Consider the following 17,503-nt stretch of genomic DNA (forward strand, 5'->3'; position numbering starts at 1 on the left):
AATTGAACTTTATATTCAGAACTGAAGTTTCCTTAGGTACTTAGAATGAAAGGGCTACCCTAAGGTAACCCTTTATGCTTGGATTATTTTGATTATTTACTTTTAGTACAAGTCTCTGATCCAAGTTGATTGTCTGATTGCAAAACCCAATTAGATTGCAATGAACCATCGGGTTTGATTTCTATCATTTGAATACCAATTGTGTCCGGTTTCCTTGGATCCCAAAATGAAGAGGCAACCACATTTGTTTGATTTGGATGCATAACACCGGTACCGTAAAGAACAGGATCTCCGTTACTATTATCCCATTCTAACGTATAAGTATCCCCTGTTTTGGATACGGTAAGAGGATAAGTTGCAGTATTATTTGCCGCATCAACACGTTGACATTGATAATCTCCTAAAAAAGAAGATGTTCCGGTCTTACTTGTTGAAGTGTCACTCGTAGCAGGAGTAGTTGTCGGAGTACTTGAGTTACTTGGTGTACTCGAACTGCTAGGAGTACTCGAAGGAGTCGTGCTCGTGCTCTCTGTATCTGCATAGGCTGTTAAAGTGGGTAGGGATAATGCAGTAACTAAATAAATACTTTTCATTACAGTTTTCATAATAAATTCCTTTTCTCACCTTTATGCGAATATTCACTATTGGGTTGATTTAGTACAGGTTTCAGTACCACCTTTATCCTTATTGCTTTCTGCAAAAACACCATCCAAAGTGCCATCAGGTTTCACTGTAAAAATTTGGATTGTTGTTACAGAGGGGGACTTTGGTTGCCAAAATATGTAGCCAATCGCATTATTGACGTTTTTATTAAATATGCCTTTACCAATGTAATATGGGAATACGCTTCCAGTAGGAATACCGGAGATTTTATAAACATCACCATTTTTCTTGAATACTACAGTTTCAGTACCATCATTGGGAGTTGTAAAAGGATCGTGGTACGAACATTTATAGGATCCAGAAATATCAGGTGTATCTGCAGAGTAGATACTGGGTGACACTGCTAAAATACCTAACATGGTTGCTAGGGACAGTTTGTTGATGACACGCATAAGAACTCCTTTTCTTAATAACTTAAAAATGATTTTAAGATACCAAAGCTAATAATAAATATATGTTACGCAAAATGGAAAAGCAAATTTCAAATGGAATAAATTTTATATAAAACAATCGTTTTCACTCGATGTTGTAGTTAGTTCGATAGATAAGAAGTATAATCTTCCAACTCTAAACTTTGCTTCTCATCAAGAAAATTGACTATTTTTTTCAAACGTCCTTGATTAATGGCTAAGGTTTCAAAAAAATCAAACCTAACCGGTTTGCCAAGAACAACTAACTTTTTTTTCTCCGCAGCTTGACATTTTGTGTCTCCGGAAAGCGACCATAAAGAATGTTTGTCACGCAAATCCTTTTCGCGATGCTTTTTATATTGTTCCAAGCAAAATAAGTAGGTTGCTGAATAAACAATTTTTGCTTCTGGGTTTGTTAGGATTCGGGCTTGTCTATTCACTTCGGAAACAAAACTTAAGCTTGCGGCAAGAGATTTATCTTTTTGAGTTTTAAAATCTGTCTCTAATAAATGAAATGTTTTCTCTATTAAACTATTTTCGGTATCCTTTTGCTCCAATCTGGTTTGCTGAATAAAGGGGTAAAGCCAACGACTTTGGTTCGTAGCACTTAGAAACTCGACACGTAAAGACGGAAGAAAATGAGCAACCCTTTGCAAAGCTTCAATGAGTTTAATTGAGCGAGTATCAATGTATTGATTATGTGTATTAAAAAATTGGGTGCATTCAACTGTATTTTGAGTTAACCAATTAAAAATTGCCAACTCAGAACGTCGTTCTTCATCTGTAGTATGGGAACGAAAATAAATCAAGGAAGGCAATAAAGAACATTGTTCAAAAGTGCAATATCTATGAATTAGATAAAAAATAGTTCTTAATAAAAACATCACATCTTTTATATTTGCAATTACTTGAGGCTTTTCTGAAGATATCCTTGCGTTTAACCGTTCGAGAGGATAATTATTTTCAGTGACCTCCTTATACCCTAACATTCGACTAGCAGAAATAAGTAAAGGCATGAGTTCGGTTACCCTTAAGCGATTTTCAGCTAAATCATCAAAATGATTGTATAACTTTTCATACAGTATAGGATGAAGGAAATCCGCCTCTAACAAATTCGCTTTAGCCAATGACTTTTGGAATAAAAGCCAAGGCCTGACGTGCGTACCCGTGGCCCATTGGTCATAAGCGACATTTCTAATAACCCATAGCCAAAATTGATTGATGAGTTCTTTAACAAGAAGCATCACATTCGAATCAACCTCTTTTTGATCCTCGAGTAAGGCAAGCATCTCAGTTTGTCTTGAGACCAACTCTACGATTTCTTTGGGAAATTCTAATAATTCAATACTACTTTTAAGTTCACCCATTCGTAGTTTTAACTCACTGACTTTCATTCTTTTACTCCATGTCTGATTGAGGTGATTAAGGGAATACGAAGAACACTTAACAGGTAAAACAAACAAAATTTGACTGACAATTGTTTCAAATTATTGACATTTTATCTAAATATATAACAAAAAATTTATTTTAAATCTATAGCATTATAACGGTTTAATAGTACCGAATTTTTCTCAATTATTTGCAGAGAATCTCAAAAAAATTCACCTGGATTTGAAGAGGAGTCAATTTACATAGAAACTTGACCAGCTACTAATTGGATCTCTGACTTTGTTGCTGCAGAAATTCGATCACCTGGCAATACAATACCTACTAAATTTAGAGGATCCACAGACGAAATAATTTGGGGTTCCCCATCAAGTTCCTCTTTTCGCATAGCACGTAAGGAATCAACCGCATAAGGTAATGCAAATTGTTCGCCTAAAAATCCGTCAACAAAACGGCCTCCGCGTACCTCACCACGTAATTCAAGACGTCGCAAAAAAATCAATAAATCTCGCCAGCGAGGAATATTTTTCTCACGGACGAGCAAATCACGGAATATCACACCGTAGCGTTTCAAAAGCATCCAGCATGCAGCTTCCACACGCTTTTCATAATCCGCTTGTGCGTGAACATGCAACAAAGACCAACGTCCTGTACTCAGTGGAAATAGTGGTCTGCTACGATGTCTCCTGCTGTTTTTACGTTTGGTACTCAGCAAAGTACGTACATTATCAAAGCTATCGGCGGTGACCATTCCCGCTGCAACCAACTCCCATAACCCATTTTCTACTTCCACTTTTAAATTTCCCGTGCCACGCACAATATCGGCATAAAATGAGGCACCATATTTTTGTAAGAATTGATAAATATTACGTGCAGGATGACTCAAACTATCTACTTCTTCGATATTATCCACAAGTTCATGAGGTGGAATCCAATCGGCTTCTTCGCGGACAAAAAATGTAATCGGTGCATTTCGAGTTGGTGTTAAGCGCCTTGATTTTTTTGTTTCTTCTTCATTAACCACTATGGAAGGATGAGGAGACATTCGTCCCCATCCCACCAGACCACTCATACAGAGCTTATCCAGCATCAATAGATCGTAATTGTGCACCCGTGCAGGAAAGATCTCTGATTCCCAGGCATTTGCAGCAAGTTCAAAACCTTGTAGTTGTTTGATAACCTCTAATAATCCAACCTCGCCACGCATTTGATTTCCTTTTGTCACATGTTGCCATTTCAACAACCAGGACATAAATTGTGCCCGTGTAACGGGTTTGATCTGTTTGCGCAAGGATTCTGTAGTGTAACGGTGAATACGTGCGAGTAAACGACGCTCACACCATTCGACTTCTCCAACATGCTCTGCACGAAAATTCCCCCGTAATAGATATCCGCTGGCTTCCAATTTGAGTAAAGCATGTTCAACATCCAAAGAAGAAAGCTGCAAAAAGTCACTAAGAATTTTTGGGGTTATGGGACCTGTATGTAAAAGCCAACCGCGTAGAGTATTTAAAATGCCCTCATCTTGTGAGCTGGGTTTATGCTCAATATCAGCAATTTCGTTAGCAAATGTTGCTTGTGGGAAAATGCCAAGAAAAGTTTTCTTTTTTTCCGTTGGCACGTAATAGTTTTTACCGGCAACTGAAGCTAAAGCAGCCCTTCCCTGGTGCTGTAACTCAATAAAATAATGTTTCCATGCGGGCAAAGTAGATTGGTACTCAGACAATTGAATGGTTTCAGGAAACAGAATTACCGCTTGTAAGATATCATGTAATTCATCTGCAGAGCGAATATCTGGCCACGCTTGTTCTTGTACCTCAGAAATGGCTTTAGGATCGAGTTTACCCACCTCCTCCAAAAGTGATTCGGGAAGTACTCGGCGCATTTCGACTGCGCGCGAACGTCGTTCTTCTAAAGGAGCATCATCTAAAAATGCGTAGGGATTAGCATTTAAAATTTCATGGGAAAATACCGAAGGAACGGGGGTATCCACTGCAAGACAAGCGATATTCTTGGACTCAATAGCATGGATCACCTCAGCAAATCCATCAATATCTAAAGCTTCCGTTAAAATATCTTTCATGGTCTCTTCAATCAGTGGATGCTCAGGTAAAATAACATCAAGTCCACCCAAATTATCCTGACAGGCCGCAGCATCGGGAAAAACAGCGGCCAATAAATCATCTGCTAACATACGTTGGATGTTTGGAGGAATTTTTTTACCCCCCCGAAAACGTAATAGTGCTAAAGAACGGGAAGCCACTGCGCGAAATCGCATGCCCAATAATGGGGATTGTAAAACTGCTTGAGTCACAACTTCTTTTAACGTGTTGGTATGCAAGAAATGAAACACATCAGATAAAGGAAAACTATGTTGTTCTGCCAAAGAAATATTTAACCCATTATCGGTTGCCGCTGCCTGTAATTCAAAATTAAAGGATCGACAAAATTTCTTGCGTAGAGCTAATCCCCAAGCTTTATTGATACGCGCACCAAAAGGTGCATGAATTATTAGTTGCATTCCCCCACTTTCATCAAAAAAACGCTCTGCAATTACTGTTTTTTGGGTTGGAACGGCTCCCAAAATTTGTCGACCTAAACGAATATATTCAAGCAACTGTTCCGCAGCGGAATTATCCAGTCCACAATGATTGATTAACCATTCAATCGCAGATTTAATTTCAGGATAATTTTTTATATCAACAATTTGCGGACTTTTTTCTGGCAATAGTTCATTGATTTTTTCGCGCATCTGCGAAACTTGTAGTGATAATTCAATACTCCGTGCAGGTGCTTCCCCCAACCAAAAAGGTACGCTTGGCGGCGCTCCATGTGCATCTTCCACAAGTACGCGCCCATTTTCGATACGAAGTACTCTCCACGAGTTAGTCCCTAATAAAAAAATATCCCCACGGTTACTTTCTACCGCAAAATCTTCATCTAAAGTGCCCACCATTGCGTTGTCAGGCATCGCAATAACCGTAAATAATCCATTGTCAGGAATAGCACCCCCACTAGTAATCGCAGCAAGTCGACTTCCTCGTCGTGCTTTAATCATATGATTGACTTGATCTCTGTGGATATAAGCACCATAACGTCCTCGAGAACCCGCGATTCCTTCGGATAACATCGTAAGAATTTCTTCAAACTTTTCCCATGTTAAATGATGATAAGGGTAGGCGTTTTTAAAATAGTTAAAGAGCGATTTTTCTTCCCAATCCTGAGTAGCACAAGCGGCCACAATTTGTTGCGCCAAGATATCGAGTGGCTCTTTTGGAATGATTAGCTGATCCAAATCTCCTTGTCGTATTGCGTAGACCAGTGCAGCACATTCTAATAATTCATCGCGGGTGGTGGCAAAAACACGTCCTTTAGAAATCGCAGCATGCCAGTGCCCTGCCCTTCCAATGCGTTGTAATGCGGTGGCAATTGCACGCGGGGAACCTATTTGGCAAACCAGATCAATACTTCCAATATCGATACCCAGTTCTAAAGAAGCAGTAGCAACTAATACTTGGAGCGATCCATTTTTTAATTTTGTTTCTGCTTCGAGTCTTAATTTTCGCGATAAACTACCATGATGAGCTAAAACCTTATGCTCACCTAAACGTTGTTCTAAATGATGAGCAACCCGTTCTGCCAATTTTCGCGTATTGACAAATACCAAAGTAGAACGATGTTTTCGGGCATAGGCAGCAATTTTTTCATAAATCTCATCCCACATTTCATTGGAAGCAACGGCAGCTAATTCGATGTCTGGTACCACAACGTGCAAATCCAGCTGACGTGCATGCCCTATGTTGACTAATTTTACTTTAGTTTTCTTAGCACCCGTTAAAAAATGGGCCACTTTTTCCAAAGGTTTTTGTGTTGCTGATAATCCAATACGAATAAAGGGTTTTAAGGTGAGTGCTTCCAAACGTTCAAGAGATAAAGTTAAGTGTGTACCTCGTTTGTTGTTGGCCAAAGCATGTATTTCATCAACAATCACCGTATGGATACTTGCCAAATTAATACGACTTTTCTCGGCGGTTAATAAAATATAAAACGATTCTGGGGTAGTAATAAGAATATGCGGTGGCTGCTTAAGCATTTTTTGTCGTTCACTGCTAGGGGTGTCCCCAGTTCTCACGGCCACACGGATTTCCTGAATAGGCATTCCTCTTCCCTTGGCTAATTCAGTAATTTCTTCTAGGGGTATAAGTAAGTTTTTTTGTACATCGTTACTGAGTGCTTTAAGAGGGGAAACATACAAGACTTCAGTCATATCCTGTAAATTTCCGGATACCGCCTTACGCACTAAACTATCCAAGCATGCTAAAAATGCAGCCAGAGTTTTTCCCGAGCCCGTCGGCGATGAAATGAGGGTATCATTACCCGCCAAAATAAAAGGCCATCCTTGCTCCTGGGGTTCGGTAGGTTGTCCTACTTTCTGGATAAACCAATCCTGAACAAGCGGATGGGCCCAAGCAAGGCTCTGATAGTTTGGTGAATTCATGAGATTAATAGTAAATGAGCAAATTCAATACATAGTATAGGCGATATTACTCGAGTATAGGATCTCCTCCGCCCTTACTTTTTAAGTATTTATCTCTATTACTCAGCATCAATAAGAATTTGCTCAACTTCCTTATTTTTAAATACTACATGTTGATGTAAACCCGTAGCAATTATCGCTGGGGCTAATTCCTTCATGGTTTTAATTGCTTCGTTTTTTTGTATTTCGGTACTGTATTGGTGTTCAAGAACCTTTGCATTTGCTAAAAAAGCAGCAACCGTACCTTTTCTTACAAGGGTGCCGTTGATGGATATGTTATCTACTCCATCGGGTATAATATCTTCTGGGCTAATTGAACCATTATTTGTCATGTATTTCCCCTTATACTAACTCGTCTTTAATACCCTTTCACAAAACTTTTTTTTAACATTAAACTTAATCTATTTATTAAATCACGAACTCACTTTAGCACCAATTAAAACTTAATATTTCTTATTATTTCAAGGTAAAAAATGATTATTATTGTTTGTGGTACTTCATCCTCAGGAAAGTCAACTCTTTGCCAAGAATTACAAAGCAGACTTGATGAGGGTTGGCTCAGTTTTAGTACGGATGGATATTTGGGTATGCTGGGCGATAGATTTGATGGATTACATCCAGATAATCCCCAAGTATGTGTTCCTAATGATATTTGTTATGCACAAAAACATACTGATGGAACTTATGAAATCGTGCCGGGAGCATTGTGTTCAAAACTCTATTTAACGATACCCAATGTTTTGAAGCTCCTCGGTGAGGAAGGCTTCAATATTATTGTTGACTCCTTTATTACCACTATAGACGAATTTAATGCCTACAAAAAAACGTTAGAACCCTTTGGAATTTTATTTGTTTATCTTTATGCCTCAGAAACAGTAATTGCACAAAGAGAGGACGCTCGAGGTGATCGGTTAAAAGGCTCGGCGCTTCATTGGTTAAAGCGATTCAACTTCCAGAAGTATTGTGAATTATGTATTGACACGGAAGAGCTTAATATTCAGCAGATGTGCGATGAAATTATTCGACTTAAGAATAGCAAATTTCCAATGTAGCCTGAATGCAGGTGCAGTGAAGCCTTCGGCACCCAACTACGTCAAAGGAATCCAGGCTGGGCAGCGTATTAGGATGGGTGAGTACCCAGCATGCCTTGCTCGCGCAATATAAGGGGTGCCTAATCCGCCTCTACCTAAGATTATATCTCGATTTTTATTTTAAGCGGATTAAAATTGAACCAAAGAGATCTAATTTTGCACTTCACTATTAATTTGTGATCTAGTTGTGCTAAGATGCCGCTTGCCTTCTCTACCATTTAGAGAAAGCTTGAATTTTATAATGAGAGCGAGGTTGATAATATGGCATTTTTGAAGTTCTTTAAAAATAAAGCGGCAGATCTTGGGGGGTTGGTTACAGATAAACCTCAAATTTATACTTCAGTTAGAAAGTTAATTAATCAGTTAGATGTGGAAATTGATGCAAACAAAAAAAAACCACTTCCTAGCGATGTTTTCAATGCGTTACGACAATTGAGAGCTCAGCTCGAATCAACAATGACTAAGTTTGACGAAGATTATGATAATGGGATACGACTGCTTAATTATAAATATCGTGTCAAAGAATTTGCCAATGAGTGTCGTTCTGCTATTTATAGTTGGGAACCTACCTTGATGGCACATACAGGGGTTGGGAATAAGCTCAAAGCATTTATTAACGCCGTTCTGGAGCATTATTTTGGCGAACCCTATTTTACAGTAGAGAAAAACGATCTTGGCTTGAAAAGAGATATGAATGAAGCATATACCACTACAAAACAAGCACTCACCAACGTAGCGATTGAAGGTCCTGAAGATCTTCCATGTGGTTTCATACTAAGCTAATACGGATTTTATATATAACCTGGGACTCACATTCCAGGTTATATTTCAAGCAGCTTACTCAATAACATTAAATTCAGTTTCCACAAAATAAATTCTTCATATTAAATTATCCTCCTGCAATAAGTGCTATTATTGGTATAATAATTAGAAATTCAAAAGGAAGTGTATTATGCGCCGGGGCGTATCTACTAAGCTCACTCATTTATTAGGATTGAATCAATGAGTCGCATGCTTCTTTTTACCTGTGGATTAATTATCATCTGGATAGTGGGTTATTTCCTAGTGATAGGAAGTCATGTTTTGATTCCATTCGTGATCGCCGTTTTCATTTGGTATCTTCTTAATACCATAAGTAATATCATTCAACGAATACCCAAGGTCCCCAGTTGGCTCAGTATGATTTTTGCCTTTGCCATACTTGGAATATCTCTTTTAATTTTTATAAATATCATTACTAATAATGTCACTAGTGTCATCGCGGCATCTAATCGCTATCAAGAAAACTTATTAACAATTTTTAACAATATTGATCAAAAATTTCATATCCAAATATTAGCGAGTATGAACAGCATGATCAAAAGTCTAAATTTCCAAACGATTTTCACCAGTGTATATGGAGTATTCACAACACTTGCAAGCTCTACTGTACTCATTTTATTGTATGTTGCCTTTTTATTTGTGGAACAACATTTTTTTCTAAAAAAAATCGATTCGCTGTTCCCCTCTTTGGAAAGTCGTCTCATAGTGAACAACATCATCAGCCATATTGTGAATAACACTCAGACCTATCTGGGGATCAAATCCATTTTGAGTATTATTACGGCACTTTCCAGCTGGATAATTATGAAATGGGTTAAATTGGATTTTGCAGAGTTTTGGGCACTTCTCATCTTTTTTCTTAATTTTATTCCCAATATTGGAGCCATTATTGCGATTGCTTTTCCTGCTTCTCTGGCTCTGGTTCAGTTTGCCAGTTGGATTCCTTTTGCTGAAATCACTCTGGGTTTAGGAACCATCCAATTTATTGTTGGAAATTTGATTGAACCCCGTTTTTTAAGTAATTCATTAAATTTAAGTCCATTGGTTATCTTAATTGCATTAGCAGTTTGGGGCGCAATATGGGGAATATTAGGAATGTTTCTCTCCGTACCCATCACCGTTATGATGATGATAATCTTTGCTCACTTTGAAAAAACCAGACCTATAGCCATTCTTTTATCTCAAGACGGAAATATCTTCAAAACTTATGAACTATTGCCAATAAATAACTCTCCTGAGCAAGATTGGATTAAGTATTAGAGCTGACAAGATAACTTATTCTATACTTTTAATAATCTTGAATTCAAAGGACCTAAAATGGATTTTATTAAAAAGACCATCGAACTGGCTAATGAGAATGTAAAACAAGGTGGGAGACCCTTTGCTTGTTTAATTGCAGAAAACGGTAAAATCATTGCGGAAGGAACAAATCTGGTAGCCCAAACGAACGACCCTACTGCCCATGCAGAAATTGTCGCAATAAGAAAAGCTACCGCGAAACTGCATACGGAACACCTTTTTAACTGTGAGTTTTATATTTTAGCCCATCCTTGTCCTATGTGTTTGGCCGCAATGTATTATTGCAGCCCTTTAAAAGTAACCTTTATTACATTAAGAGATGATTATAAAAAATATTATATTGATGATCGCAAATATTTTACATTAGAGAATTTTTATGATGAATTTGCCAAGCCTTGGCAAGAAAGAAATTTACCCATGTCCTACCATGCTCATCCTGATGCAATCAAAGTATATGAGCTTTGGCAGAAGCTCAATCAAAAGAGTGAAAGTAATATAAAAAACTCGTAGATCTGTGGCCAGGCATAGCGAAGCGGGGAGGATAAACTTCCTGTCCTCTTCGCTGCAGTCAGGCTACATAAGCCATGTTACTTTGTTTCCCAGAATGCAATATGAGCCCCTGTCGGATCTTTAATAATCGCAAAGAGTCCCATATCTCCAACATGGGTCACCCCTTTAATTTCTTGAGCTCCATTCTGTTTTGCTTTTGCTAAAGTATCAGCAACATTATTTACTAAAATATACGCCATCCAGTGAGGAGGAATTTCATTTTGTTGATTTGCAGGAATTTGCCATATACCTGCAAATTCTTTATCGTTGGCTTGAATTAGGGTATATGTCATTTCACCAGAATGTATTTCTTTGAATTGCCAGCCCAGTACTTTGCTATAAAACTCTTTCGCTTTGTTTACATCCGCAGTAGCTAATTCATTCCAACAAAATTGACCCATAGAATTTTGTGACATAATGATTTCCTTATTTTATTTGAGGTGCATGAATAATGGCTCATAATTGCAAAAGATGTTAAAAAATATGAGCTAAATAAAAACCTGTCTCAAGCTGCTGTCGCCGCTTTTGCTGCCTCATGTGTCTCCTTCTGGGTAACTTCTAAATTAGGAAGGATTTGTTGGCGGAATGCAAAAAGATTCACCTCCGCAGAGGTAGCAAACAATCCAGGTCGATAAGGTTTTTCTTTTTTATAATAGACCTCATAAAGCGGCGCAATAATTTTTTTATCTATCCACTCCATGAATTGATTGAGATATTTTCCAGAAGAAAGCGTGGGAAGATCTTCAATGAATTTCCCTTTGAGCCTCTCAATTAAAGCATCAGTGTTTTTTTGGTTATCGACGGCAATTGTTTGTATTTGTTCTTTTGAATTATCCAGATTGTCTAAACGCAGATCTTCTTGATTTGTTTTAATTTTTCTTTCTAATTGCTCAATTTGTGCAGAGTACTCTCTGAATGGAGTAAGTAAGCTTGACAATATATCATTTATTTTACTCTGTTCCGAACCTTCGGTACAATTTTCTCGTTTTATTTCTTTATCTATACTGTCTTGAATTTGATTAACAAAACTCTTTTTTTTCTGTACGAGTTCCCTTTGTTTTTGCAACAAATCCATTAATTTGCCAAACTCATCAATTTTCTTAAAAGGACTTTCTTTTTGCTGCAACTCTTTAAATAATTCGGTTGCATTCTCTATATTTTCGCTGCTCTGACAAGCCATCGTGAGTTGAGTATAGGTCTTATTATAATCTTGGACTTGTTTTTGGATCTCTGCATTGAGAAGATAAGTTTTCCCTTTATGGACCAATTCTCCTTTTTCATTGAGAGTAAGAAGAGAATACTTTGAGAAATCACGTATTAAAACACTAAAGTCTATTTGCTTTTTAATAAATTGATAAATAGCTGTTTTATCTTCTTTTAACTGATCAAAATCCCTTTTTATATGCTCTAAAGATTCCAGAGATATTACTTTTGAAGAGATTGATTCTGTAGAAAATGGATTCCTAAACTTTGAGGTTAATCTAGTATGAAGAATATTATAGTGTTCCACTTTCTGTTCAGTAAAGAGATCCAGAGTATAAGTATTTTCTTGATGTAAAAGAGTTCTCTTCTCTACAGAAAACTGTGTGTGGTTAGCAAACTGTTTTTTTATCTCTAAAAGTTCGAGCCTGTTTTGTTTTTGCTCTTTCAAGAAAGAAATAATAAGTTTTTGAGTATTTTTTAAAACAGCAAATTGTTCTTTTTTATCGTTAACTGAAATGGGATCTAATGAAAAGTCTTTATCATTCAGGGCACTTTTTAATTCTTTAAGAACACGATTATATTCTTCAACCAATTTTGCAGTTGTAACATCCAAAGTATAAAGTTCACCTTGATATTCTAATGCCGAATTTTGTACGCTAAGTTTAGGAAATAATTTTGAAAGTTGGATTTTTATATCTAAAAGCTCGCTCCTATTCTTTACTTGATCTGATTCATACGCAACAATATATTGCTCGATTGCAGTTTTGCTGGTCTTAAGAAGCTCTAATTCACGTTGAAAATCAACAGCCTCCGCGTAACTGGCCCATTTCTCACCCGTTTCAAAAGCATCAGTAATTTTTGCATGTGCCAAGATATAATTATCTATTTTTTCTCTAAGAGAATCAGAGAGAAGATATGATTTTTTTTTATAATTAAAAAAGGCGCCTTTAACCGTTAATTGGGGAAAATCGGTTTCAAATTGTTCTTTTAATTTTTTAAGATCGGTACTTGCATTCTTCACATTGCGGACAATAGTGCAGTTATCCGGGAAAAGGGCTAAATAACCTAAAGTATAACTTAACAATCTATATAGATGCCATTGTGCCAATGGATTATCTAATCCTTTATTGAAGTCATATTCAAGCACTTTTTGATAATTATCAAATCGTCGGTAAAAATCATGTGGGGCCTTTGTTAATGCTTCATAGAGATTAACTCTTTTTACACAAAACTCTAAATCTTTTGCAACTAAATCTTTGATAGTTTGCTGATGAGTTGCGATTATGCATTTGACTTGCTCAAAATCCTTCCGTTTTTCGCTTAATTGAGCAATTATATTTTGTCTCTCTATTATCATTGCCTCTCTGGTGGTCAGATCATCGTCCCATTCCATAGAGGAAGTGCATAGTTTTGGCTCATAATCAGCGGCGTTGAAACTAAAATTAACCAATTTTAATTGGGTCGCTAAATCAGCTTTTCCCCTTTGCGGATTAAAATAAGCTGCATCAATAATATTTTTTATAGAGGACCATCCATTATTGAGCGCCTTAAGCTCCTCCACCTGTTGGGCAATCTCCTTATCCAGTTTTGACAGTTCTACTTTGTCTTCAATTAGCTTACAAACCTGTTCAAATTCAAATTTTTTCTCATTAATCTCATATAATTGGTTAGCCATCGCCGAATATAAATCAGCATCAATTCGTCCACTTTGTAAATTTGCATAGATTTGGCTTGTTTTTTCACTGATTAATTCAATTTCAGAGAGAAGTTTATTCAACCGCTCCAAATCCAAAATGATCATATTTTTTAGCTGAGGATCCAAACCCTCTAATTTATATTGGATTTGAAAGCTACGTTGTTTTAATCTGGCATAGAGCTCGGCAACGGCGCTTTTATTTCTTGCAAAAAGTCCACCATGTATTTTGTAGTCTAGTTTAGGAAACAAATCCTTTTCAATAGCTGAAAGATCCGTTTCAACCTGGCCTATGTTTTCAATACCTGCTTTCATCAGTTTGTTATATTTCTCAAGTAAGAGAATACGCGCGCTCCTGGGCATTGACTCTTCTAGACGATGTTCTAGAGCTTCCATTTGTTCCTGTAAATGAGCAGTAATGGCATTAAGTTTATTAAATAAAGATTTGGCTTTTTCATTTATTTCTACACAGCGATAGATTTTTTCCTGCGGTTTAGCCAGTTCGGCCAATGCCTTTCCTTCCTCTATCAATAATTTTTCTCGTTCATACTCCACATCAGGTGCGTACTCTTCGATTTGAACTTTTCGGTGTCTTTTTCGGTGCCTTTTTGGCATTCGGCTAAGATTCTTTTCGTCATTTTTCATAATGAGAACTCTTTATTAATTGTACCCCACAGCAAGTGATTATAATTTATCCACATTAAGTAATTATTAACAATTTGTATATTTTTTATAAATTCTGGATTAATTTAAATATCGGCTAAGCAAAAGGTGTAGCTTGAAATGGGTAATAAGGAATTGAAGTAGTACAAACATCCTTAGCTCCAAAGGAATAAAATAATTTGCCTTTATTAATTGGTTTTACTCCGCTATGCGTCAATACTTATCAATAACGATCAGAACCTAGGTATTGTCATGATTAATTATAGGCAAACTCTGAAATTCCTTCTGATTGCTGGGAGTCGAGATCTAAAATACGATAAACATCCTGAGAGGTCTCCTCCTGGGGATGGAGTTGTTTTTGATAAGCATCCTTTAATCGATACCCTACATAAATAAGCGTTACTCCCAAAGCAATTGGCCAGGAAGCCACGGCCGCAGTAATAAGAAATGTAATTCCCCCCACATTGAATGCTAAGCTTTTCCAAAATTCATAGTAATTTTTGCTGCATTCATCATTGAGATTATTGAGGATTTGGCGGTGTTGCTCATCGTCTACTCGAGCTCCATTTGCTAATTCACGTCGTATTGCAATAGAGGTTTTTTGATATTTTTTATATTCTTCGGAGGTGTTATACAAAGCATTACCTAGCATACTGAATAATGCTAGCCCGGCTAAAGCAAGTGGACCGGTACATAGCATACTGATTGCGAAACAGGTGGCGAGTAGATTTGCTCCTAGTATATTAATTGCAAAATAGGCGCACTGGGTTTCCCATTCATCATTGACCACATCAATTTGGCGCTGGATGACTTTTCGTTCAAACAGGGTTGCATCCTTTAATTGGGCCTGCAATTCTCGCACGTGATCGTGATATTTACTGGCTTCAAAAAGCCACTGAGCTAAAAACAATAGCGTATCGAACGTCAGGAAGGCAACTGTGATTAGTGGAACAGCAGCATCCGCAATATGAAAAAAGTTATTATACGTTGTTAACAAACCTACTACAGCCCATACCAAGTCGCTCGCCATAATAAAACCACGCTTTTCCATTTCGTGTTCGAGTACTTTCTTTGTCGATAATTCCTCCTTGGTTGCAGCTTGAATGATATGCTTAAGTAGTAAGAGTAAATTAATCAGGAAACGCAACGTATAGAGTAAAATACCCAGATCCGTAATGGCTTTGCGTGAGTTATTTAAGAAATTAAGACCTTCGATAAAGCTGTATTGATTACCTAGAATTTTATTAATCTCTTGAATCAATTCGGATACAGAACTCTTTTGAAGATAAATAATTACATAATTTGCAAGACCACGGCTGTAAGAAAATTGAGAACGCCGGGTATTTAAGGTACCGACATTTTGACGTAGCTTGGAAATACGAATAAAAGAAGAAAGATAATCTAAAATGCTTGTTTGTATGCCTTCTGTTAGAAATTTAGGGAAACTATCAATTATTTTTTTCTTTTTTGGTACGCGGTCTATATTGTAAAAAGCCTCTATTCTCTGACGAAGTTGTTTTAACGTTCTTAAATCAGAATCTACAAAATCAACCTGATAATAGGAAATCAGCAAATCACATAAAAAATACAGATAATGGACGGTGGCACTCTCTTCTGACCAGGAGGACCTATTCGATATAATTACTTGATTTAACGTTAAAAACTCCTCCTTTAATTGAGCCAAGTGAAACCCGTCTTCTTTAAAGGAAAAATCACTTGGTTTTAATGAATTATTAAAAAAAGTATGCTTTATGAGACCAATTTTTGATTTTCCCATAAAAGAACTCTTTGAAATAAAGTGTGAAGAATTGCTCAATTGTACTATGGGTTATTGAAAACCGATTAAATCAATACTGTTAAGTTTCTGCAAAAAAATAGTTAAAATAAAAAAATGATCCAAATTCAAAATTTAAGGATAATTTAAGTACAAAGCCTCCCCCTCTTTTTTTTATAAAAACTAATTGATAAACTCACACCCCAAATAACCATAATCCCGAGATAAAGTTGACTGATGCAAGTAATTCCTCTGATTCCATTGAAAAGCATTCTTTAGAAAAAGAGAAAGTGGTTATTATTATTCCAACGCATAACGAAGCGTTGGTCATTCAATCAACAATAGAACAAGTATTTGCATCAGTAGAACAAATTGAGCAGTATGATATACATGTTTTAATTTTCGATAGCGCCTCTACAGATAACACCAAAAAAGTCGTTACTTTGCTACAGAATAATTACCCCAAATTACATTTACAAAATGAACCAACTAAATCTGGACTGGGCTCTGCTTATTTGCAAGCCATGAACTATGCATTAACTGTTTTGAATGCGGATATTGTTTTTGAGTTTGATGCGGATCTTTCCCATCAACCCAAGTATATTCACCCTATGTTAGAGATGTTGCAAACATGTGATTGTGTGCTAGGAAGTCGTTATGTTGAAGGCGGGAGTATTCCGAGTAATTGGGAATTACATCGCAAACTTTTTTCCGTTTTAGGTAATTATGTTGCTCGATCTGTACTCACACCAAAATATAAGGATTTTACTAGTGGTTTTCGTGCCACTCGCCGACAGCAACTTTTAAAAGTTCTGCCTGATCAATTTCTTACAAATCACTATGCATATAAAATGCAATTATTGTGGCTTTTACATAAAAACAAAGCAAAAATTCGTGAATATCCTATTGATTTTATTGATAGAAATAAAGGATACAGCAAGCTGCCTAAAAACAGCATTGCCGATTCCCTGCGAGTCGTTTTTTCTTTACGTTATCATGAAATTAAACGTTATTTAAAAATGTGTCTCGTAGGCTCTTTAGGTATTTTAGTACAGTTTATTAGCTACAATGTGTTGCGCGAATATTTTCAATTCTCACCTTTTGACGCCTCACAAATTGCAGTATGCGCCGCAATCATCAATAATTTCGTTTTAAATAGCAAAATCACCTTTAGCGTCAAAAAAAAATCAGCATGGCCATTAAAAATAAAGCGTTTATTACTTTTTGCTATTTATTCCATATTTATAATAAACTTACAAAGTTATTGGTTACGCTTAGGAGTGCTTTGTTTTGGCGCTGGACCCTTACGTGAAAATATAATAATGGGTATCGGCATCGGTTTAATTTCTCTTTTAAATTACTATACTTATTCTCGTCATATCTGGGCAGAACAATATGTTCCTAGTAATTAAA

Annotated in this window: 13 protein-coding genes; 5 read left to right on the top strand and 8 right to left on the bottom strand. The window is 36.7% G+C overall.

Features of this window, described 5'->3' with window-relative positions; translation table 11 throughout:
* Positions 1 to 92 precede the first annotated feature (92 nt).
* The 5 genes from ACWTE2_RS09985 to ACWTE2_RS10005 form a co-directional block, all read right to left on the bottom strand.
* Positions 93 to 605: a hypothetical protein gene (locus ACWTE2_RS09985; protein ID WP_182392880.1), complete on the bottom strand. Its 513-nt coding sequence runs from the start codon at positions 603 to 605 to the stop codon at positions 93 to 95.
* Positions 606 to 641: 36 nt separating this feature from the next.
* Positions 642 to 1,055 (bottom strand): hypothetical protein, encoded by a 414-nt coding sequence (locus ACWTE2_RS09990; RefSeq protein WP_182392879.1) that lies wholly within the window; start codon positions 1,053 to 1,055, stop codon positions 642 to 644.
* Between the two features lie 140 nt (positions 1,056 to 1,195).
* Complete coding sequence (locus tag ACWTE2_RS09995) at positions 1,196 to 2,467, bottom strand: hypothetical protein (RefSeq protein ID WP_454785233.1); 1,272 nt, start codon at positions 2,465 to 2,467, stop codon at positions 1,196 to 1,198.
* A 233-nt stretch (positions 2,468 to 2,700) separates the two neighbouring features.
* Positions 2,701 to 6,957, bottom strand: coding sequence for a DEAD/DEAH box helicase (locus tag ACWTE2_RS10000; RefSeq protein WP_454785234.1), 4,257 nt, complete (start codon positions 6,955 to 6,957; stop codon positions 2,701 to 2,703).
* A 98-nt stretch (positions 6,958 to 7,055) separates the two neighbouring features.
* Positions 7,056 to 7,328 carry a hypothetical protein gene (locus tag ACWTE2_RS10005; protein WP_454785235.1) on the bottom strand — a complete coding sequence of 91 codons (273 nt, stop codon included), beginning with the start codon at positions 7,326 to 7,328 and terminating at the stop codon, positions 7,056 to 7,058.
* A gap of 141 nt (positions 7,329 to 7,469) precedes the next feature.
* Between ACWTE2_RS10005 and ACWTE2_RS10010 the strand changes: the two genes are divergently transcribed.
* The 4 genes from ACWTE2_RS10010 to ACWTE2_RS10025 all read left to right on the top strand — a co-directional run bounded on the left by ACWTE2_RS10010 (position 7,470) and on the right by ACWTE2_RS10025 (position 10,718).
* Complete coding sequence (locus ACWTE2_RS10010; protein ID WP_454785236.1) at positions 7,470 to 8,048, top strand: phosphotransferase-like protein; 579 nt, start codon at positions 7,470 to 7,472, stop codon at positions 8,046 to 8,048.
* Positions 8,049 to 8,348: 300 nt separating this feature from the next.
* Positions 8,349 to 8,870 (top strand): hypothetical protein, encoded by a 522-nt coding sequence (locus ACWTE2_RS10015; protein WP_454785237.1) that lies wholly within the window; start codon positions 8,349 to 8,351, stop codon positions 8,868 to 8,870.
* A gap of 219 nt (positions 8,871 to 9,089) precedes the next feature.
* Positions 9,090 to 10,169 carry an AI-2E family transporter gene (locus ACWTE2_RS10020; protein WP_454785238.1) on the top strand — a complete coding sequence of 360 codons (1,080 nt, stop codon included), beginning with the start codon at positions 9,090 to 9,092 and terminating at the stop codon, positions 10,167 to 10,169.
* 57 nt (positions 10,170 to 10,226) lie between these two features.
* Positions 10,227 to 10,718, top strand: coding sequence for a nucleoside deaminase (locus ACWTE2_RS10025; RefSeq protein ID WP_454785239.1), 492 nt, complete (start codon positions 10,227 to 10,229; stop codon positions 10,716 to 10,718).
* A 77-nt stretch (positions 10,719 to 10,795) separates the two neighbouring features.
* Here the strand turns inward: ACWTE2_RS10025 and ACWTE2_RS10030 are convergent, their stop codons facing one another.
* The 3 genes from ACWTE2_RS10030 to ACWTE2_RS10040 all read right to left on the bottom strand — a co-directional run bounded on the left by ACWTE2_RS10030 (position 10,796) and on the right by ACWTE2_RS10040 (position 16,093).
* Positions 10,796 to 11,173, bottom strand: a complete 378-nt coding sequence (locus ACWTE2_RS10030; protein WP_454785240.1) for a VOC family protein — start codon at positions 11,171 to 11,173, stop codon at positions 10,796 to 10,798.
* Between the two features lie 89 nt (positions 11,174 to 11,262).
* Positions 11,263 to 14,298 (bottom strand): coiled-coil domain-containing protein, encoded by a 3,036-nt coding sequence (locus tag ACWTE2_RS10035; protein ID WP_454785241.1) that lies wholly within the window; start codon positions 14,296 to 14,298, stop codon positions 11,263 to 11,265.
* A 274-nt stretch (positions 14,299 to 14,572) separates the two neighbouring features.
* Positions 14,573 to 16,093, bottom strand: a complete 1,521-nt coding sequence (locus ACWTE2_RS10040) for a hypothetical protein (protein WP_454785242.1) — start codon at positions 16,091 to 16,093, stop codon at positions 14,573 to 14,575.
* A gap of 227 nt (positions 16,094 to 16,320) precedes the next feature.
* On the opposite strand from ACWTE2_RS10040, the gene ACWTE2_RS10045 reads away from it, so the two are divergent.
* Positions 16,321 to 17,502, top strand: a complete 1,182-nt coding sequence (locus ACWTE2_RS10045; RefSeq protein WP_454785243.1) for a glycosyltransferase family 2 protein — start codon at positions 16,321 to 16,323, stop codon at positions 17,500 to 17,502.
* The last annotated feature ends 1 nt before the right edge of the window (position 17,503 follow it).

Source organism: Legionella nigrisilvae (assembly GCF_977063395.2).

Coding starts and splice junctions, on each gene's coding strand:
- ACWTE2_RS10025 (WP_454785239.1), top strand. CDS start 10,227: ATGGATTTTATTAAAAAGACCATCGAACTGGCTAATGAGAATGTAAAA.
- ACWTE2_RS10035 (WP_454785241.1), bottom strand. CDS start 14,298: ATGAAAAATGACGAAAAGAATCTTAGCCGAATGCCAAAAAGGCACCGA.
- ACWTE2_RS10010 (WP_454785236.1), top strand. CDS start 7,470: ATGATTATTATTGTTTGTGGTACTTCATCCTCAGGAAAGTCAACTCTT.
- ACWTE2_RS10040 (WP_454785242.1), bottom strand. CDS start 16,093: ATGGGAAAATCAAAAATTGGTCTCATAAAGCATACTTTTTTTAATAAT.
- ACWTE2_RS10020 (WP_454785238.1), top strand. CDS start 9,090: ATGAGTCGCATGCTTCTTTTTACCTGTGGATTAATTATCATCTGGATA.
- ACWTE2_RS09990 (WP_182392879.1), bottom strand. CDS start 1,055: ATGCGTGTCATCAACAAACTGTCCCTAGCAACCATGTTAGGTATTTTA.
- ACWTE2_RS10015 (WP_454785237.1), top strand. CDS start 8,349: ATGGCATTTTTGAAGTTCTTTAAAAATAAAGCGGCAGATCTTGGGGGG.
- ACWTE2_RS10005 (WP_454785235.1), bottom strand. CDS start 7,328: ATGACAAATAATGGTTCAATTAGCCCAGAAGATATTATACCCGATGGA.
- ACWTE2_RS09985 (WP_182392880.1), bottom strand. CDS start 605: ATGAAAACTGTAATGAAAAGTATTTATTTAGTTACTGCATTATCCCTA.
- ACWTE2_RS10030 (WP_454785240.1), bottom strand. CDS start 11,173: ATGTCACAAAATTCTATGGGTCAATTTTGTTGGAATGAATTAGCTACT.
- ACWTE2_RS10000 (WP_454785234.1), bottom strand. CDS start 6,957: ATGAATTCACCAAACTATCAGAGCCTTGCTTGGGCCCATCCGCTTGTT.
- ACWTE2_RS09995 (WP_454785233.1), bottom strand. CDS start 2,467: ATGAAAGTCAGTGAGTTAAAACTACGAATGGGTGAACTTAAAAGTAGT.